Raw genomic sequence first — 19,181 nt, 5'->3', positions numbered from 1 at the left:
CCGGAGATTCCGGTATCTGCAGCCCTTTGACCTGCATTGTTGCAGAGAACGTGCAGGTCACGTGTTACCAGTGTTACGGCAGTTGTCCACAGTGGTCGCCCGTTGGCGGGGTGTGGAATCATGTGAATGGTTCAGCATCGTCACAGGTCGTTCCGCGTGTCGGCACATCTCCCGGCGGGTGCGCCCGCGACGCGCGGAATGTCCCGGGATTTGTATTGGCGCCCCCGCTCCACGTACCCTGATCGGGTCTGTCATATCCGCGACCCCGGGTGCGCCCAGGGTCGCCGATGTGTTCACCGCATCTGCGCGGGACCCGGCATCGTGCCCGGGCGCTGCGCCTAGCGGGCCCGTCTCATGGGGATGTCCGGTTTCGCCGGACGGTCCCGGCGGCGGGTGTGAAAACAATCGTATGGGCCGGTCATCGGGGCACCCCGCCGCCGGCCCCTGAAACCCAAGGAGTGTCACCCGTGTCGAAGCGGACGTTCCAGCCGAATAACCGCCGTCGTGCCCGCGTGCACGGCTTCCGTACCCGCATGCGCACCCGTTCGGGCCGCGCCGTGGTCGCCGCCCGCCGCAACAAGGGCCGCGCCCGCCTGTCCGCGTAACCGCGGACTCGAGCCCGTGCTCCCCGCGCAGCACAAGCTGCATCGTTCCGGAGACTTCTCCGCCACGGTCCGCCGGGGGCGCAGGTTCGGCCGCAGGACGATCGTCCTGCACTATTTCGATGCCGCCGGCGACGGCGGCGACGGAGCCGACGCGCAGATCTCCCGATCCGGGGGACCTCGCGTCGGCTTCGTCGTATCCAAGGGCGTCGGCAACTCGGTGGTCCGGCATGCGGTGACCCGCAAGCTCCGGCACGTGGTCATGGACATGCTTGACGACGTCCCGTCCACCGCGGACATGGTCGTCCGCGCCCTCCCGGCTTCCGCCGGCGCGACCAGCGAGGAGTTGGCCAACGATGTGCGCAAGGCACTCTCACGGGCGCTCCGGCGCTGACGATGCCCCGGAATCGTCGGATGGCGGTTCACCCGTCGATCATGGCTGCACCGATCACGATCACGGGGGCGCCGCAAAGCAGGCGCGCGGTCCCGTCGCCCGCCTCGCCGAAGGAGCCATCCTCTTCTACCGCCGCCGCATCTCGCCGGCGAAGGGAATGGGTTCCTGCCGCTTCGAGCCGACGTGCTCGGCCTACGGGCTCGAGGCCGTGCGCCGATTCGGTGCGCTCCGCGGCCTGTGGCTGACCTTCCTCCGCATCGCCCGCTGCGCGCCATGGCACCCCGGCGGATGGGATCCCGTGCCCCGCACCTATCCGGGACTTGGTTCTTGGTGGCGGCGGATGCACGGGTAACCTGGGCCCAAGGCTGACGCGTAGACGGCCGCAATCCCCCATGACAGGAGAAACACCAGACCGTGCTTAACTTCGTCTATTGGCCGATTTCGGCCGTACTCTGGTTCTGGCATCAGGCATTTGGCCTGGTCCTGAACCCGGCATCGGGAATTTCCTGGGTGCTCGCCATCATGCTGCTGGTGGCGACCATCCGAATCCTGCTGATCAAGCCGATGCTAAAGCAGCAGCGATCCGCCATCAAGATGCAGAAGATGCAGCCGAAGATGGCCGAGATCAAGCAGAAGTACAAGAACGACCAGCAGGCCCAGGCGCTGGAGATGCGCAAGCTCCAGAAAGAGATGGGCGTCAACCCGCTGGCCGGCTGTCTTCCGCTGCTCGTCCAGATGCCGGTGTTCATCGGTCTGTTCCACGTGCTCCGGTCGTTCAACCGCACCGGCCAGGGCGCTGCGGCCGTCGGCCAGTCGGGCATGTCCGTCGATGAGAACTGGAACACCCCGAACTACTTCTTCCAGGTCGAGGACGTCCGCTCCTTCCTCCTCGCCCGCGTGTTCAACGCTCCGCTGTCGGGATCGGTCGGCATGGACGAGTCGCAGTACGCGGCCTTCACCCAGCCGGGTGCCGCCGCGGACTTCACGCGCACGGACATCATGATCGTGGCGATCCCGCTGATGCTCATCTCCGCGGCGACGATCCACTTCAACGCCCGCATGTCCATCAACCGGACCAAGCGGCGCCAGGCGGCCGGCCTCCAGCAGCAGCAGGAGGGCATGATGGGCCAGCAGATGGACATGATGAACAAGATGATGCTCTGGTTCATGCCCATCATGATTCTGGCGACCGGCTTCCTGTGGCACATCGGCCTGCTCGTCTACATGGTCACGAACAACGTGTGGACCTACTTCCAGCAGAAGTACATCTTCGCCAAGATCGACCGCGAGGAAGCCGCGGAGCTGGAGGCCGAGAAGGAAGCCAAGCGCATCTCCCAGGAGAAGATGGCGCCCAAGGTCGGCGTGAAGCCGAACAACCCGAAGAAGGGCGGCAAGAAGCGCAGCCACCTCCCCCAGTCCCCCACCGCCAAGAATGCGGGGCCGGGCGAGAAGCAGGCGGAGGGGCAGAGCGCGGCATCCGTCGATGCGGATGCTTCCGCCAAGGCGACGGCTTCGGCTGACGACGATGCCGTGACGGTAGCCGAGGCTCCGGCGCAGTCGTCGAAGCCGGCGCCGGGCCAGAAGCCCGCACCGGGACAGCGGAAGCGAAGCAAGAAGACCCGCAAGGGCAGAAGGTAGCCCCTGACGCTTTCCGTCTACGCGCGTAAATGAAAGCCGCTCCACCGCATTGGTGGGGCGGCTTTTTCGTGCCCGTAGACTCTGAGTGAAGGCGATGCGGCGGCTGCGAGTGCAGGCGTTGCGGTGACTGGGAGTGGAGGCTCTCCGGTTGACCGGTTTCGGCGGTGCGCAGATGCTCATCGTTGACAGCTTTGCGCCGACGTACCCGGTTTCCCGGTCTGCGTTTCGCGTTTGGGCTCCGCGTCGAGCGCCGCATCGGCGGAGCGGGCCTGGGCCCACGAAATTACATTGACGTGATTTGGATGGCGGGTGATGGTCGTCCGAAGTTTCACGTGAAACATTGGCTTGCTTGCCACAGAACGAGGATGGGATGGAATGGCCATGGCGCAACCGCAAGAGCATGCTCCGGACAGCGGTTCGGTAGAAGAGGATCAGATGAAGAGCACGCGCGAGGGTGACGGTGTGCAAAGCGAAACGCCTGAGCGGCCAACTCAAGCGATCGAGTCGCTCTTCGGTGACCGGGCCGACGTAGCCGACCGGTACCACTCGTGGCTCGCGGAACATGCGACGGTTCGGGGGCTCATCGGTCCGCGGGAGGTGCCCCGCTTGTGGGACCGTCACATTTTGAACTTCGCCGTTCTCGCGGAGGTCGTTCCCGAGGGCGCTTCCGTTGCGGACATCGGCTCCGGCGCCGGGCTCCCCGGCATTCCGCTCGCCATCGCGCGCCCCGATGTTTCCGTGACGCTGATTGAGCCGTTGCTCCGCAGGACCACCTTCCTCGATGAGGTAGTCGCCGATCTTGGTTTGACCAACGTGACGGTGATTCGGGGTCGCGCCGAAGAGAAGACGGTGCGGAAGGAAGCGGGTCTGGTTGACGTGGTCACGTCCCGTGCCGTAGCGCCTTTGGGAAAGCTCGCCGGCTGGTCGCTTCCTCTCGTGCGTCCGGGGGGACAAATGATCGCCATGAAGGGATCTTCGGCGGCGGAAGAGATTCAACGGGACATGAAGCAGATCCGAAAGGCAAAGGGCAAGGATCCGGTGATCGTGGAAGTCGGCACCGATGTCTTGGATACGCCGACGTTCGTCGTCCAGATTCGGAAGCAGTGATCGGCTTCTTCAACCGATGAGAACCGAATAGCGGGATTCGCGTACGGCGTCGTTCTGCGTCGCCCCCCCGATCGCCCCTCCCCTCCCCCACTGGAATTCGGGCCGCCAATGCGTTGCCCCGCCGCTTCATCCCTGCAACTCGGAGTGTTCTACGCGGCGGACTTCCCGTCGATCCCTGGTGATTTGGATCCTTTATGTGATCGCTTGGTGCACGGGGCTTTCACGTGTGATTGGGAGGTACAAGGCAACACCAATCTTCGCCCGAAGCATGGGCGCATGTTTTACGTGAAACCACCCACGAGTTCCGCCGCTGAGGCTTCAGAACGAATCCACATCGCGCAAACCCGCTGAGGATGACCCGTGCAAGTCGGCTGAAGGTAAGTGGTGCCGCATCTTCGCGCTCGGCCTCGGGCGGTTCGCCAGGCGCCAGTGGGTCGTCGCGTCGATGTTTCACGTGAAACTTATGCCGGGCACAGGCGACGCGGTTTCACGTGAAACCAGACGGGCCAGATTCCGATGGTGCGTCTACCACGTCAGGCCGTCCACGTTATGTACGCAGTTTCACGTGAAACTCAGACCGAGCCTCGTCCCATTTTGCGCCGGCCCAAGCAGTGTCGAGCCGATGAGCCAGCTGCGATCGGATCGAGATCTTGCCGAAGTCGGCGGCGAACTTAAGGTAGCCCCGTTTTCTTGTGATGCATCGGGACCGTTGAGGGGCATCCGGCGAAGGGGCTAGAGTGGAGTGCACACGTTGGACCCCGAGGGGGGATCGCCTCCCGGAGGTCCTTCCCGCATGTGGACCAGTTGTTCAGTTGGTCGGATACCCGGAACGGATCCGGAGTTAAAGGGGATTTTTGATGGCCCGCAAGTCGTGGGAAGATTCGCCGATTGCCGCTGCCGCACGACGCGCAGCCCAGGTCAAGGGGCCCAACAAGCCGACCTTGCCAAAGCCGGAGAAGACCCGCCGCATTGCCTTCGCCAACCAGAAGGGCGGGGTGGGCAAAACCACCTCGGCCGTCAATTTCGCGTCCGCGCTGGCCCACCATGGTCTCAAAGTGCTCGTCATCGACAACGACCCCCAGGGAAACGCGTCCACCGCACTGGACGTCGAGCATCGGAGCGGCACCATCTCAACGTATGAGGTGCTCATCGGCGAGGTGGGTCCCGAAGAGGCGATGCAGCAATCCCCCGAAAACGAGAACCTGTGGTGCATCCCCGCCACTCTCGACCTCGCCGGTTCGGAGATCGAACTCGTCAACCTCTTCAACCGTGAGCGCCGGCTTCGCCAGGCGATCACGGATGAATTCCTCGAAGAGCATGGATTCGATTACCTCATCATCGACTGCCCTCCCTCGCTCGGCCTGCTGACCCTGAACTCCATGACCGCGGCGTCCGAGGTGGTCATTCCCATCCAGTGCGAGTTTTACGCGTTGGAAGGAGTGACGCAGCTGCTGAACAACGTGCAGATGATCCGGCAGCACCTCAATCCCGAGCTTCACATCTCGACGGTGCTGCTCACCATGTACGACGGACGGACGAAGCTCGCCGACGAGGTCGCCGCAGAAGTGCGCAGGCACTTCGGCGACGCCGTTCTGCGCAACGTCATTCCCCGATCCGTGAAGGTTTCCGAGGCTCCCGGCTTCAGTCAGACGATCATCAGTTACGACCCGGGTTCCCGGGGTGCGCTGGCGTACATGGATGCGGCCAAGGAGTTCGCCAATCGCGGCGACTATCTCCCCTCCCCCGACAGCGGCGCGATCGGCGTCGCCCCCGAACACGAGTGACCGAAGGACCGACCATGGCGCAGGACAGGAAAGATACCCGCCGCGGAGGTCTCGGCCGGGGTTTGGCCGCGTTGATTCCGACGGCACCGGAGCAGAACCCGGCGGTCGGGAACGACGCCGCCGACATCATTTTCGGCCCGCGAAGCCGCCGCCCCGATTCGTCCGGCTTGTCCGAGGCGGATCGCCGGAGCGGTCGCGGTGCAGCCGGGGGCGTTGGCGATGCGAAACGTCACAGTGACGGAACGGATATTGGCGGCGATAAAACGTCAAAGCGTCACGGTGACGATAAGGTAAAGCGCGTTCCGGGAAAGGATGTTTCACGTGAAACATCGGGTGCCGGGGGTCGTGGCGAGACGGACCGACGAAAGTCCGAAATTGATGGCGGCGCGACCCGGGACGCTTCGGAGTACGGCGCTTCCGAAATCGGCGCGACGTACCGCGAGATTCCGATCGCGTTGATCGTCCCCAATCCGCGCCAGCCGCGCGAAGTGTTCGACGAAGAACCCCTTCGCGAGCTCGCGCACTCCATCCGTGAGTTCGGCCTCATGCAGCCGATCGTCGTCCGGCCGATCGGGGACGACGTGCGGGCCAAGGCGCTCGAGGAGGCGCGGGCGAAGAACCCGGAGGCTCCGCAGCCCGAGTTCGAGATCATCATGGGCGAGCGCCGGTGGCGGGCCAGCCAACTGGCGGGCATCGACGCGATCCCGGCGATCATCCGGGAAACGTCCGATTCCTCGATGCTCCGCGACGCGCTGCTCGAGAACATCCACCGCGTCCAACTCAATCCGCTCGAAGAGGCCGCCGCGTATCAGCAGCTGCTCGAGGAGTTCGACGTCACCCAGGCGGAGCTCGCGGACCGCATCGGGCGTTCCCGTCCGGCGATCACGAACATGATCCGCCTGCTGCAGCTGCCGGTCGACGTCCAGCGCCGCGTAGCCGCCGGCGTGCTGACCGCAGGGCACGCCCGCGCCCTGCTGGGCATCAAGACCGGCACAGCGGACCAGTCCACATTGGCCGACCGGATCGTCGCGGAGGGGCTGTCCGTGCGGGCGACCGAGGAAGCGGTGACGCTGATCAACCGTGGCGAGGAAGCCGCGACTCGGCGCAAGCGCGAACCCCTCCCCCAGCCCGAAAAGCTCACGGCGTGGGCCGATCGCCTGTCCGATAGCTTCGACACGAAGGTGTCCGCGACCATGGGCAAGCGCAAGGGCCGCATCGTCATCGAATTCGGCGACCTCGAGGACTTCGACCGGATCATGTCCCTCATCGACGACTCCGACCGAAACTGAGGGGCCGCCGACAGTGTCCGCAGGATTCGTCTGCCCGATCGACCTGGGCAACCGCCGTTCGATCCACCCCGGCACGATGCGCAGCCTCTTCTGGGAAATCGAACCGGAAGACGCTTCTCCGGCGAAGGATGGGCCCGCCGGTTCCCCCATGGACGATGACGGGACCGAAACCGATCCGAAGCGCGTCGTCGGCAATCCGTGGCGGAAGATGGGGCTCCAGCACGGCCCGCAACGGCCCGCCGCCTCCGATTCCGGGCGGGATCCGATGGCTCCGCCGCCGGCCGGTCCTTCGGGACCCCTGGGCCCCGGCGGCGCCGCCAACCGTATCCGCCGTGGCATGGACGCCGAGTTGGAGAAGGAGCTCTGGCTCAACCGGGTGCTCGTGGACTGGGGCCTGTGCGGCTTCAGCATGGCCGAAGCCTCGGGCCAGGCCGTGACGGCCACATTGCTGTTCGGTCCCCCGCGCTACGCTCCGACGTCGCGCCGCATGCCGACGGGCCCGGTGTCCCCCGACGCGGTGATGCTCACCAGCCTGCACATCGACCCGATCATGGCGGACCAGGGCACAGAGGAAGCGCTGATCAATGCCGCGGTGACGCATCTGGCCGGTCGCGGCGTACGTGCGGTGGAGGCCTTCGGCTGTTCCGGCGGCGGAGACGACGGGGAAAACGCGATTCCGCGGGAGGAAATGTCCCTGACCGAGTCGATCCTGCACTCGGTCGACGCTCCGCGGACGCCGCACCGCTGCGAGTCAACCGCGCTCGGGGCCATCAACCACGACGCCGGCGACGTCATCCCGACGCGCATGCTCATCAATTCCGGCTTCACGGTCGTGGCGCCCCATCCGACGCATCCGCGGCTGCGGCGCGAACTGGACGCCGACCTCGACTGGGCGGCGGCGGTCACCGATGCGCTCGACCAGCTGGTGGCCGCGCAGTTCTACGCGTCCTTCTCGGCTTCCAGGAGCTCGACGAAGCTGTAGGTGCCGGTCAGCGGCTGATCGTCCTCCTCCGGGAGGTACAGGCGCTTGACGCCGACGACGATCGCCTCGGCGATCTGGTCGCGCTGATCGGGCGACGCCAGCACCGCGACGTCGTCCGGATTGGTCAGGTAGCCCACGACCACCTCGACGGTGGGCATGCGCGTCAGGCGCATCAGATCCCACGTGCGGGCGTGCGTGCGGCAGTCACCCAACGGAGTGCGGGCGACGATCTCGCGCTGGATCAGCCCGGACAGCTGCTGGCCGAGAATCGAGCTGTTGCCGACGATCGAACCGAAGTAGAACGTGGCCAGACCCGACGCGCGCTCGTTCGGATAGCGGTCGGCGCGCAGGGAGATCATCACATCCGCGCCGAAGGCGTTGGCCATCTCGGCGCGCTCTTCGATGGACGGATCACCCGTGCGGGGCCGCGACAGGATGGTCTCGGCGCCCACGGCGACGAGGCGACCCTCGACGCGCGAGGCGAGATCCCAGAGGATCTCCTCCTCGGTGATGGGACCGTAGGGCCCTTCGACGGTCATGCCCGGATCGTTGGAGCTGCGGCCCGGGTCGATGACGACCCGCTTGCCCGACAGCTTCGGGCCGGCGGCGCGCACCCGCTCGCGCTCGTGCATGGCGACGTGCGATCCACCCGTCACCCGGCGCCCGAGGTAGCTCAGGGCGCGGAACGTGACCGGCCCGCAGATGCCGTCCGACTGCAGGCCGTAGTTGACCTGGTATTCGCGCACGGCGGCGTCGGTCAACGGCCCGAAGTGGCCGTCGACGCGGGTGTCGAAGAAACCGAGCTCCTGCAGGATGCCCTGCAGCTGCCCGATGTCGTCGCCCGTCATCGGCGAGATCGGGTCGAAGGCCAGCACGCGGGCGCCGAGGACGTACGACGCCTCGCGCAGCGCCTTGAGCGTCGAATCGCGGATGATCCCGTCGGCGTAGATGCCGCGGGACTGCTGGAACTCCAGCAGCGCCGATCGCAGTTCTTCGTCGAAGAGGTCGTCGTCGCCGCTCCATTGCGGCGAGTCCTGTTGGATGGCGTCCCCGGCGTAGCCCGGCAGAAGGCCCAGTCTGGCCAGCGTGGTGCGTACCTCCGCTACGCGCGGCGATCGCTCCCCCACCTGCAGATACTCCGGCACCGGGCGTCCCCTTCCTTCACGTGCTCCGATGGGCAGCCTGATCGGTTGCCCATGTTCACACGCTACCAGTTAGAGCTGAGCTTCCACCTTTCGGAGGATCTCCGCCTTCGGCTTGACGCCGACGATTTCATCGACCTTCTGGCCGCCCTTGAAGATGAGCAGCGCCGGAATCGACATGATCTGGAACATCGCGGCCAGGGTGCGCTCGGCCTCGATGTCGCACTTGGCCACGACGGCGCGGTCGCCGAGCTCGGCGGCGACCTCGTCGACGACGGGGGCCAGCTTGCGGCAGGGGCCGCACCAGTCGGCCCAGAAGTCGACGAGGACGGGCTTGTCGGACTCGATGACCGTGGACTTGAAGTTCGCGGCGGTGACGTTCACGACAGACATGTTTCTCCTAAGAGGATCAGGAAATTATATTGGTGCAGTATATCGAAAAGCGGCCGATGATCAAGAGCTTCAATCGGCGCCCCGCGGGCTACGTCTGCGCGGCCAGGTAATGCTCGGCGTCGATGGCCGCGGTGCAGCCGGTGCCCGCGGCGGTGATGGCCTGCTGGTAGTGGGAATCGACCAGGTCGCCGGCGGCGAAGACGCCGGGGACCGAGGTACGGGTCGACGGAGCCTCCACCTTCACGTAGCCGGACTCGTCCAGGTCGACCTGGTCGACGATCATCTGGGAGCGCGGATCGTGGCCGATGGCCACGAACATCGCGGTCACCGGCAGCTCGGAGATTTCGCCCGTGACGGTGTCCTTCAGCTTCAGCGACGTCACCGAACCCTCGCCCACGACCTCCTCGACGACCTTGTTGGTGGCGAATCGGATCTTGTCGTTGGCGCGGGCGCGCTCCTCCATGATCGCGGACGCGCGGAACTCCTCGCGGCGGTGGACGATGGTGACGGACTTCGCGAACTTGGTCAGGAACGTCGCCTCTTCCATGGCGGAGTCGCCGCCGCCGATGACGGCGATGTCGTGGTCGCGGAAGAAGAAGCCGTCGCAGGTGGCGCAGGAGCTGACGCCGTGGCCGAGCAACTCCTGCTCGCCGGGGACGCCGAGGTAACGCGGCGCGGCGCCCATCGCGAGGATGACGGTGCGGCCCTTGTGCTCCTCGTCGCCGACCCACACGGACTTCACGTCGCCGGTCAGGTCCATGCGGTCGACGTGCTCCATGCGCAGCTCGGCGCCGAAGCGCTCGGCCTGGGCGCGCATCTGGTCCATGAGGTCGGGGCCCTGGATGCCCTCGGCGAAGCCGGGGAAGTTCTCCACCTCCGTGGTCGTCATCAGCGATCCGCCGAACTCGACGCCCTCGAAGACGACGGGCTCGAGCTCGGCGCGGGCGGCGTAGATGGCGGCGGTGTAGCCGGCGGGGCCGGAGCCGACGATGATGACGTCGTGGATGGTGTCGGACATGCTGCGTTCCTCCTGGTGGGTGCCCTTTGACGTGGCATTTCGCGGTGTGCGGCGCGGCCGGGCGCTGCCGACCGCCCGCGTCGTCGTCTCCTGCGGCAGCCTACCCGGGCGCGCCGATGGTCCGATGGACGACGGGCTCCGCGGGGACGGTTCCGCAGGTGTTCACGGTCAACAACACCGTCACCCGCCCGTGCATTCCCGCGGACAGCACGAACAGCTGCCCCACGCGGTCCCCGTGGGCCATCGGCGCGGCACCGAGCAGGGCGTCCTCCCGCTCGCCGTGCTCGGCCAGGCATGCGCCCGCGCGGGCGGGGTCGATGAGCCCGCCAAGGTCCCTCTCCCCCATCGCGCCGGCCGCCGCGGGTCCGAGGGAGGCAAGGTCGATGCCGGGTTGCGCGGGTTCGCGTGACGACGCCCCGTCACCGGCCCCGCCGACGGGCGGCTGCTGGTGCGGGGGCGGGGTGAGCCACGCGCCACCGGCGGCGAAGATGACGGCGGCCGCGGCCGCCGCGGCGATGGTCGCCGGTCCCCGCGGGAAAAGCCGCACCACGGAACGGCGGTCGGGATCGGTCGAATGGCGCAGCCGCCAGGCGTCGTGGACGGACGGCGGAGGGGAATCGTCGCAAAGCAGGGAGGAGGCGAGGTAACCGAGTTCGTCGTCCGCGAGGGCCCGGTGGGGCTCGTCGGGGTGATCGTGGGTGCCGTGGCGGGTCATCGGTCGACCTCCGAATCGAGTCGGCGCAGCTGGCGGCGCAGCGTGGCCCGGGCGCGGGCCCGGCGGGACTTGACCGTGCCCTCGGGGATGCCCATGCGGCGGGCGACGTCGGCGAGCGGCCAGCCCATCAGGTCGACCTCCACGATGACGCGCCGCTGCTCCTCCGGCAGCCGCGACATCGCCTGGCGCATGACCACGCCCAGGGCGGGATCGGCACCGTCGCCGGCGTCCGGCGCGGGCGTGACGCGGTCGTCGACGACGCCGTCGGGCGGGCCGTGGCGGCCGCGCATCCGGTCGTGGCAGCTGTTGACCACGATGCGGTGCAGCCACGTCGCCACCGACGAATCGCGGCGGAACGCCGACGCGCTGCGCAGTGCCTTGACCAGGCCCTCCTGCATCGCGTCGGCCGCGTCCGATTCGGTGCGCGAATGCCGCACCGCGGTCCACCACAGCTGCCGCTCGTGCCGGTCGACGAGCGCCGGGAACGCCCGCGCGTCGCCCGCCAGATGGGCGGTCAGCAGCTCGAGATCGCCGCGCCCGTCGGCCGGAGCCTCTTCCGTGTCCATGCGGTCGACCAGCGCCGTCGGCGCGGTGACCCTCCCCCCGAAGTTCACGCGCCCATCCCATCACGGGTCGGGCGGGCGCGCCATCCGGGGCGGGCCGGGCGCCGGGGTCAGCGTTCCGCGGAGACCTCGGCGATCGACGCCGTCATGGTGTCGGGCAATTCGGTGACCCAGATCAGCAGGTGCCGCGACTTGGGTGCGCCGTCGAGCGCGATGGTCGTGTCGCCCTCGCCCAGGCGGCCCTGGCCGAGCACCTTCGTGGCGCCCAGATCGCCCGTGCCGGACGTGGCCAGATCAGCCGGAATGGAGCGTATCTCGACCTTCGTCCCCGGCGCGCCGAGGATCTCCACCTGCCCCGGTACGGCGTCCTGGCGGAAGGTGAGCACCAGGCCGATGCCCTTCTTCAGCGCCATCGAATCGGAGCCGAGCGGGTAGTTGTACGTCGACGTCATCCACGACGTGTCCCGGTCACCGTCGATGGCGAAGGCGGCGGCGGAGGGATTGTCCGGCCCGGCGAGCGGGTTCGGGTTGGTCGCCTGCCACTCCGCGGCATCCGTGATGCGGATGGGTCCGGCGGGCAGCGCCTCCTCCTGGCCGCGGCGCACGGAGTCCGGCGTCAGCGGCGAGTCCTCGGCGCGGTTGACCCACGCGAACACCGCCGCCAGGATCAGCGCCAGCACCAGCACGAAGCCGACGACGATCGCGCCGGAGCCCCACAGCCGTCCGCGGGTGGTGGACGTGACCTGCTTCAGGCGCGCCGGCGTGATCGGCGCATCGGCGTCTTCGGCGATGACCTGCAGCTGGCCCGAGTCCGGGCCGAGCGCGGCCTCGCGCAGGCGCTTGGCCAGCACCAGGCCGCGGTCGGCGGCCGCCGCCGGATCGTCCACCCCGGAATGCCGGTCGGCGCCCGGCTCGGCGCTCTGGCCCGGGCGGTCGTCGCCGTCGCGGGTGCCCACCTCGTTTCCGGCATGGCTTTCCGACGTCTCGCTCCAGGCGAGGTCGGTCTTCACGTGCGCGGAGGCGCCGCCGGGACCGTCGTGGGCGACGGCGCCGGGGTGTTCGCCGCCGTGTTCGCCGGCGTGGGCGTCGGCGCGGTCACCCGCGTGGTCGCCGGTTCCTTCCTTGCCTGCGGACGTGCGGCGCGTGGCGTCGTCGAGGATGCCGCGGATGTCGGACGGCACGTGGGTGCAGCCCGCCAGCAGCGTCGACAGGGCGCGGCACGCGACCGCGAGATCGCCGTCGGCGGTCGCCTCGGGCAGCGGCGCCGGGAAGGCCAGCTCCACCCGGCCGTCGACGCTGACGCGCAGGCGGTCCAGATCGTCCGCGCCGAGCACCAGCCCGGCCTTGTGCGCGCGCCCGGCGGCCTCGGCGAGGTCCGCCACGGCGAAGGCGGCGGCGTCGGCGTTGGTGCCCTCGCCCACCGCCGACAGCGGGATGCCGGGCACCCAATCACTGGCCACGATGACGTCGGTGCGGCCCAGGTGCACCGCGCGGATCCGGGCCAGGCCCGGCCCCTCGATGCGGCGCAGCGCCTTGGCGCTCTCGGCGATCTGCACCGCGGCGCCGGGGGCCGTGTAACCCACGTGCGGAGCAGTGAGGGTGTCGACGAACGTCAGCGCGACTTCGTCGTGAAGCTTCTTTCCTTCCGCGTCCAGGCGCACCGGGCCCGTGCGGTCGACCGCGCGCCAGAAGCGCACGCCCGGGCGCGAGCCCTCCTCGGACAGCAGGCGGTAGCGGCCGCCGAAGACCATCTCGCCGGGGACGAAGCGCGTGGGGCGCGACGCCTCCGACGGCATCGGCGGGAGCATCGGCGAAGCGGTGAAGCCCTCCGACGCCATCGCGGCGTTCTCGCCGGCCGCCGACGACGGGCCGCCCACGACGGTGCCGGCGATCGCGGCGTCGGCGTCGTCGGCATGCACCTCGGTGCCGTCCACCGGCTTCGGCGCGAAGCGGCGCAGGCCCGGAATCCGGCCCAGCAGACCGCCGAGGATGCGCACCTCCGGCAGCGGCGAGCGCGACAGCACGACCCCGGTGACGATGAGGAAGACGATGCCGGCCAGGGCCGTCCGCAGGAATGCGCCGACCGACCCGAGGGCGTCCAGCGGATCGCCGATGACGAAGGAATCCAGCGCCATGGCCACCGCGATGCCCACCAGGGCCGCCCCGAGCGCCCACACGCACGTCCTGAGCACCTCGCGGCCGCGCAGATCGCCCAGCGTCCGCCGCAGCAGCCACCCGCCGATGATCGCGCCGGCCACGAAACCGAAGCCGTTCGCCGCGCCCAGCAGGACGACGACGAGCTCGGTGCGCGAGGCCATCAGCGGCGCCAGCATCGAGAGCGCCACCTTCACCACCGTGATGCCGAAGATGATGAACGTCGGCGTCCACGCCTCCTCGCGGGCGTAGAAGACGCGCAGGTGCAGCAGCACCAGCGCGTACGGGATGAGCGTGAACGCCGAGAACGACAGCGTCCAGCCGAGGATGTCGGCGGTTTCCTTGGGGAACAGCCCGTAGGCGAACAGCGCGTTGGAGATGGGCACGCCGAAGGCCGTGAAGAACACGACGATGGGGATCAGCGCGATCATGGTCAGGCGCGTGCCCACCGACAGATCGCGGATCACCGCCCTGTCGTCGCCGTCGGCGGCGTTGCGCGACAGGCGCGGCATGATCGCCGTCAGCAGCGTCACGCCGATGATGCCGTAGGGCATCTGCAGCAGCAGCCACGCCTGCTGGTAGATGCCCGGGGCGGCGTCATCCGCCGAGGAGGCGATGCGGGTGGTGATGAGGTAGCCCGCCTGCGAGATGGCGACGTAGGTGACGATGGCGATGCCCATGCCGCCGAACTGCTTGATGCGGTCGTCGATGCCCCACAGCGGCCGCATGTCGATGCCCAACCGCCGCAGCGGCGGGATCATGATCAGCGCCTGGATGACCACGCCCAGCGTCGTGCCCACGCCCAGCAGCAGGATGTGCGGGTCCGTGATCGTGCCAGGGTGATCGAACGGCAGGGAGCCGGGCAGAAGCCAGTAGAGGAGGAGCGTCGCGATGGCCACCACGTTGTTGGCCACCGGCGCCCAGGCCCCCGGTTTGAACACGCCCTTGGTGTTCAGCACCGCCATGAGCAGCGAGAATATGCCGTAGAAGATGATCTGCGGCAACAGCAGGAACGCGAAGGACGTCGCCAGCGGGACGTTGACCTTGCCGTCGGAGTCGAGGCCGATCCTGGTCAGTATCGGCGCCGTGACCACCGCCAGGACGGTGACCGTGCCCAGCAGGGTCAGCGACAGGGTCATCAGCCGGCGCACGAAGGCGGCGCCGCCGTCGGCGTCCTCCTTCTGGGCGCGCACGAGCACCGGCACCACCAGCGAGGTGAGCACCGCGCCCAGGACGATCTCGGTGATCAGGTTCGGCAGCGTGTTGGCGGTGTTGAACGCCGACATGATGGCCGGGCCGAGCGTGATGCCGATCAGCGCGTTGCGGAGGAATCCGGTGATGCGCGAGAACAGCGTGGCGACGGCCATCGAGCCCGTCGAGCGGACGACGTCCGCATCGCTGGCCGTGCCGGACTCGGACGCTGCGGAGGCGCCGGAGCCCGTCGCCGGACCATGGGCGGCGGCGCCGGAACCGGCACCGGTGCCCGCGGCGCCGTCGCGCGTGCGCGCGATGGTCCCCGTCGCGGTGCCCGAGGCGGAACCCGCGGCGACCATCGTCGAACCCGCCGCGCCGGCGGTGCCCGCCGACCCGGACGAACCGGACGGACCGGACGAACCCGCCGCGGAGGCGGTGCCGCCCGCGGACGCCGGAGAACCCGAAGAGCCGCCGCCGGTCGGGGGGCGGTTCAGGATCGGGGCCGGCTCTTCGCGGCGCGCCGCGGGAGCGGTGCGGGGCGCGGGAGCCGGCGCCGGCGGAGCGGGCCGTCGGATGCGGCCGCGCTGCCCGGTATGTGGCGCGTCGGGATCAGTCACGCCCCCATTGTGGACGAATGCGCCGGAATCCATCGAATCGGCGCGTGCGCCACACCGCGAAACCGCCCACGGCGAGACTCAGCACGACCGACGCGATGATGAGCGAACGGGTGCTCGGGCCGGTGCGGGCGACGATCTTGACGGGGGCGGAAATCCGCTGGCCCTCCGGCGTCTCCAGCCACATGTGCAATTGGTTCTGGCGTTCCCGGTCCACGGTCTGCCCCGGGTTCTCCGGCGTGACCTGAAGCGTCAGCGACCCCTTGGCGGGCAGCATCGCCTCGTGCCGGCCGATGACCCCGGAGTCGCCCACCTGAACCCGCGCGTAGGCGGGCACCGGCAGCGGCAGGCCGTTGCGGCCCACGATGACCACGGGCGACATGTCGGTGGCGCGCGTGTAGACGCCGCCGGGGGCCACGAGCGTGACGGAGTCGCGGAGCTTCTGCAGCATCTCCCCCATGCCCGCCATGGTGTTCCCGGCGTTCGCGGCCCGGTCCAGGTGGGACGGGGCGTTGCGGCGACCGGTCCCGGTGACGGCGCGCAGGATGTCGCGCCGCAGCGGTTCGGTGAAGCCGTGGCGCGTCAGCGCGACCTGGGGGTCGTTGGCCATCATCTCGGCGAGGTCGGTGAGGTAGCCGGATTGCTGGGCGGCCCGGCTGACCTCGGTGCCGGACACCGCCCCCGGATCGGGGTTCGGGGCGGAGCTCTGCGCCTGCCCGACCGCATGGTCGGTCGCGGAACGGGCGAGCGCGTCGCCGAGCTGGACGGGTTCGGCGATGCCGTCGTCGAACGTCGCGGCCACCGCGCGCAGCAGCGCCCGGGCGTCCTCACCGGTTGCGGACCACCCCGCGGGCGGCATGGCGACGATGGGCGCCGCCCCGGATTCGCCCGCCCCGACCGAGGCGTCGGAGATCTCCTGGCGCAGCGTGCCCACGACCGTCTGCATGCGGGCGACGCCGGAATCGGCGGTGAGGTCGTAGCGGCCCGCCACGGCGGCGTAGCCGGCGACCTCCGGCGACCTCCCCGTCGCCGCCAGCGCCGACGACAACGGCACCGGCAGGCCGAACGCAGCCGTCCCCGGTGCGAGTTCGGCCGTTTCCCCCGGGCGGGCGATGCGGCCCTCGTCGAGGGTCAGCGAGTTCGCGGCGACCAGCGACGTCGTGCGCGGAGCGGCCGGCGGCCAGATGCCCCCGGGCACCTGCATGGACTCGAAGGCGGTGGAGCCGTCGATCGGCGCCGACGTGTCGCCGAATGCCGTCATGGGCACCGATGCCGCGTCGAGGTACCCCTCGGGCGGGATGATGGTCGACGGCAGCGCCTTGCGCCCCAGCACCCGTTCCACCACGCCGTCGCCCATGGCCAGCGCTTCGGTGGCCAGCTCCCGGTCGTTGGCCGCCGCGACCGCGTTGAGCTCGGCGCCGGACCACGGCAGCGTCACCACGCACAGGTCGCGGGTCACGGCTTCGAGGCGGGCGACCCAGTTGCGCGCGGCTTCGGCGCCCTCGCCCTTGCGCAGGTCGAGGTCGTCGCCGGAGCCCCACGAATCGCGCAACCGCTTGTTGCCCTCCACGGGGCTCGGCCGTTCGGTGCCCACGCGGTAGCCGTCGGCCATGCGCGAGGCGACGTCGAGGAGCTCCGGGTCGACGGCCACGCACGTCGACGCGCGCAGCGACGGCCCCGACGCCCCGGCCAGCTCCGATTCCAGGGCGCCGAGCAGCCCGTCCAGGCGCCCGCCCGGGGACATCTCCTGCGACAGCGATTCATTGGCCAGGATCAGCTCCGGCCGTCCCGGGGCTTCGCCCGTTTCCCCCGGCACCAGCGGCACGTTCGCCGCCAGGGGCCACACCAGGGACACGGGGGCGGGATCGGCGGGCTTCTCTCCGCGGCCGGCGCCACCCGGACCGCCGTCCGATCCCCGGCGGGAGCCCGGCGCCGCGACCTCGTCCCCGTCGCCGCCCGCGCCGGGCCGTTCGGCATCCCCGGCGGCGTCGTCAAGCCGGGAATCGACAGGCACGAGCATGCGCGATTCCGCCAGGAACTGGTCGATGTCGTTGCCCGGCCGGCCGTTGGCGTTGACCAGCACCGGGTACACGCCCGGCTCGGCGATGCCCAACCCGGCCGGTGCGTCGGCGGTCAGCGGCACGGACAGGGTGATCTCGCGCGACTCCCCCGCCGCCAGGTCGAAGCCGTCGCGGAAGGACGTGGCCACGCGGAAATCCTGCTCGGGTGCGGCCATGGCCAGGCGCGCGCCCGCCGCCCCGCTGAGGGGGTCGGAGCGCTGGGTGCGCAAAATGATGTCCCGGACGTCGCCCTCGGACCTGTTCGACACCGTCAGGCGGATGTTCAGTTCGCCGCCGACCTCGGGGTTCTGGGGGGTGACGGCGGTGACGCGCAGGTCCAGCGGCCCGCGGTTGGCCAGGCGGTCGGCGCCGGCGCCCCACTGCTCCGACACCGACGCGTCGGCGGGATCGATGGGCCACGGCGGCGGCGCGGCCGCGGCATCCGGCAGCGCCACCCGGTCCAGCGGGCCCACCGGCACGACGGGCGCGGCGACGAGGGCAAGTGCGCCCGCCGCCGCCGTCGCGATCAGCCGCACCAGGCGGCGCCCCCCGCGCCCCGTCACCGCGGGGTCGCCCTTCCGGCGTCCTTCTCCGCCTTGGCCAGCTCCGGCAGCAGGTCGTGGGCGCGCCGGGCGAGCTTGCGCTCGTCGGCGTACGCCAGCCGCTCGACCAGCGTGGAGGCGGGGAACCACGTCACTTCGGTGACCTCGGGGTCCTCGTCGTTGAGGTCGCCGTCGACGTAGCGCAGCAGGTGGTGGTGCACCGTCTTGTGGATGCGCGTGCCGTCGGAGATGAACCAGTAGTCGATGACGCCCAGCTCGGCGATGACCTCGCCGTGGATGCCGGTTTCCTCCCACACCTCGCGTTCGGCGGTGGAGTCGTGCGCTTCGCCGGGTTCGACGTGGCCCTTGGGCATCGACCACAGCAGGCGGCCGCGGCGGTCGAGGCGCCCGATCAGCGCCACGTAGACGCGCGACAGGTCCACGCTGCCGTCGTCGGCGACGGCTTCGGCGAGCCCGGAGACGACCAGGCCGCCGGCGGACGTTTCGATGGACGTGCGCATCCGGTCGCGCTGCTCGCCGCCGCGCTGGGCGGTGCGTCCGGCCGCGGGGCGGCGCCCGGGGCGTCCCTTGGACTGGCCCGCTTGACGACGCCGCTGCGCACCCCGGCCCGCCCCGGACCTGGAACCCGGCCGCGACGATCCCTTGCCGGAGCGTGACTTGCCGCCGCCGGAGGAGCCGGAACCGCGCTTCTGCTGGGACTTCCGGTCCTGGCCCTCGGCCGTGCGGGAGGTGTTCCCGGCGTCGGGGGAGCCGGTGGCGCCCGAGCCGCCCTTGCCGCCCGAGCCGCCGGAGCTGCGGGAGCCGCCCTTGGCCGCGCCGTCGGATGCGGCCGTGGCCGGAGCGGCGTCCTTCACGGCGACGCCGCCGCCCTTGTCGGAGGCGCCTCCATCATGTGCGTTGTGGCGGGCGTTGGCGCCGCGGTTGCTCCCGCGCCCGCGCCCGCCCCGGCGGCGTCGCCGCGAACGGCTG

16 protein-coding genes are annotated in these 19,181 nt (G+C 69.7%); 8 read left to right on the top strand and 8 right to left on the bottom strand.

Going from position 1 to position 19,181, the window contains the following annotated elements; translation table 11 throughout:
* Positions 1–467 precede the first annotated feature (467 nt).
* The 8 genes from rpmH to CHAN_RS13640 all read left to right on the top strand — a co-directional run bounded on the left by rpmH (position 468) and on the right by CHAN_RS13640 (position 7,796).
* A complete protein-coding gene (gene rpmH / locus CHAN_RS13675) occupies positions 468–605 on the top strand; it encodes a 50S ribosomal protein L34 (RefSeq protein ID WP_035121629.1) in 138 nt (45 codons plus the stop codon).
* 16 nt (positions 606–621) lie between these two features.
* Positions 622–996: a ribonuclease P protein component gene (rnpA, locus tag CHAN_RS13670; RefSeq protein ID WP_048740601.1), complete on the top strand. Its 375-nt coding sequence runs from the start codon at positions 622–624 to the stop codon at positions 994–996.
* On the top strand, positions 959–1,348 hold the full coding sequence (gene yidD, locus CHAN_RS13665; RefSeq protein WP_290290615.1) for a membrane protein insertion efficiency factor YidD: 390 nt from the start codon (positions 959–961) through the stop codon (positions 1,346–1,348). Before rnpA ends, yidD begins: the two co-directional genes overlap by 38 nt.
* Before the next feature lie 62 nt (positions 1,349–1,410).
* Positions 1,411–2,634: a membrane protein insertase YidC gene (gene yidC, locus CHAN_RS13660; RefSeq protein ID WP_290290613.1), complete on the top strand. Its 1,224-nt coding sequence runs from the start codon at positions 1,411–1,413 to the stop codon at positions 2,632–2,634.
* 435 nt (positions 2,635–3,069) lie between these two features.
* Positions 3,070–3,741, top strand: a complete 672-nt coding sequence (gene rsmG, locus CHAN_RS13655) for a 16S rRNA (guanine(527)-N(7))-methyltransferase RsmG (RefSeq protein WP_290293557.1) — start codon at positions 3,070–3,072, stop codon at positions 3,739–3,741.
* 857 nt (positions 3,742–4,598) lie between these two features.
* Entirely contained in the window at positions 4,599–5,525 is a 927-nt protein-coding gene (locus CHAN_RS13650; protein WP_048740614.1) for a ParA family protein, read from the top strand.
* 14 nt (positions 5,526–5,539) lie between these two features.
* Positions 5,540–6,814: a ParB/RepB/Spo0J family partition protein gene (locus CHAN_RS13645; RefSeq protein WP_290290609.1), complete on the top strand. Its 1,275-nt coding sequence runs from the start codon at positions 5,540–5,542 to the stop codon at positions 6,812–6,814.
* Between the two features lie 13 nt (positions 6,815–6,827).
* Positions 6,828–7,796: a hypothetical protein gene (locus tag CHAN_RS13640; protein WP_290290607.1), complete on the top strand. Its 969-nt coding sequence runs from the start codon at positions 6,828–6,830 to the stop codon at positions 7,794–7,796.
* Here the strand turns inward: CHAN_RS13640 and CHAN_RS13635 are convergent.
* From CHAN_RS13635 to CHAN_RS13600, 8 genes are all read right to left on the bottom strand, one after another.
* Complete coding sequence (locus CHAN_RS13635) at positions 7,754–8,941, bottom strand: N-acetylmuramoyl-L-alanine amidase (protein ID WP_290290605.1); 1,188 nt, start codon at positions 8,939–8,941, stop codon at positions 7,754–7,756. The genes CHAN_RS13640 and CHAN_RS13635 overlap by 43 nt on opposite strands.
* 69 nt (positions 8,942–9,010) lie before the next feature.
* A complete protein-coding gene (trxA, locus tag CHAN_RS13630) occupies positions 9,011–9,331 on the bottom strand; it encodes a thioredoxin (RefSeq protein WP_048740624.1) in 321 nt (106 codons plus the stop codon).
* Between the two features lie 88 nt (positions 9,332–9,419).
* Positions 9,420–10,349, bottom strand: coding sequence for a thioredoxin-disulfide reductase (gene trxB / locus CHAN_RS13625; RefSeq protein ID WP_290290602.1), 930 nt, complete (start codon positions 10,347–10,349; stop codon positions 9,420–9,422).
* Positions 10,350–10,449: 100 nt separating this feature from the next.
* A complete protein-coding gene (locus tag CHAN_RS13620; RefSeq protein ID WP_290290599.1) occupies positions 10,450–11,064 on the bottom strand; it encodes a hypothetical protein in 615 nt (204 codons plus the stop codon).
* On the bottom strand, positions 11,061–11,678 hold the full coding sequence (sigM, locus tag CHAN_RS13615) for an RNA polymerase sigma factor SigM (RefSeq protein WP_290290597.1): 618 nt from the start codon (positions 11,676–11,678) through the stop codon (positions 11,061–11,063). The genes CHAN_RS13620 and sigM overlap by 4 nt, the downstream gene beginning before the upstream one ends.
* 59 nt (positions 11,679–11,737) lie before the next feature.
* On the bottom strand, positions 11,738–15,592 hold the full coding sequence (gene murJ, locus CHAN_RS13610) for a murein biosynthesis integral membrane protein MurJ (RefSeq protein WP_290290595.1): 3,855 nt from the start codon (positions 15,590–15,592) through the stop codon (positions 11,738–11,740).
* Complete coding sequence (locus tag CHAN_RS13605; RefSeq protein ID WP_290290594.1) at positions 15,585–18,212, bottom strand: hypothetical protein; 2,628 nt, start codon at positions 18,210–18,212, stop codon at positions 15,585–15,587. The genes murJ and CHAN_RS13605 overlap by 8 nt, the downstream gene beginning before the upstream one ends.
* Positions 18,209–19,066, bottom strand: coding sequence for an NUDIX hydrolase (locus CHAN_RS13600; RefSeq protein WP_290293553.1), 858 nt, complete (start codon positions 19,064–19,066; stop codon positions 18,209–18,211). The genes CHAN_RS13605 and CHAN_RS13600 overlap by 4 nt, the downstream gene beginning before the upstream one ends.
* Positions 19,067–19,181 lie beyond the last annotated feature (115 nt).

It is taken from the genome of Corynebacterium hansenii, from assembly GCF_030408795.1.
Lineage (GTDB): Bacteria > Actinomycetota > Actinomycetes > Mycobacteriales > Mycobacteriaceae > Corynebacterium > Corynebacterium hansenii.
The sequence above is the reverse complement of the archived record's forward strand: the minus strand, read 5'-3'. Positions and strand labels throughout refer to the sequence as shown.

Coding starts and splice junctions, on each gene's coding strand:
- yidD (WP_290290615.1), top strand. CDS start 959: ATGTGCGCAAGGCACTCTCACGGGCGCTCCGGCGCTGACGATGCCCCG.
- trxB (WP_290290602.1), bottom strand. CDS start 10,349: ATGTCCGACACCATCCACGACGTCATCATCGTCGGCTCCGGCCCCGCC.
- CHAN_RS13620 (WP_290290599.1), bottom strand. CDS start 11,064: ATGACCCGCCACGGCACCCACGATCACCCCGACGAGCCCCACCGGGCC.
- rsmG (WP_290293557.1), top strand. CDS start 3,070: ATGAAGAGCACGCGCGAGGGTGACGGTGTGCAAAGCGAAACGCCTGAG.
- CHAN_RS13645 (WP_290290609.1), top strand. CDS start 5,540: ATGGCGCAGGACAGGAAAGATACCCGCCGCGGAGGTCTCGGCCGGGGT.
- CHAN_RS13650 (WP_048740614.1), top strand. CDS start 4,599: ATGGCCCGCAAGTCGTGGGAAGATTCGCCGATTGCCGCTGCCGCACGA.
- trxA (WP_048740624.1), bottom strand. CDS start 9,331: ATGTCTGTCGTGAACGTCACCGCCGCGAACTTCAAGTCCACGGTCATC.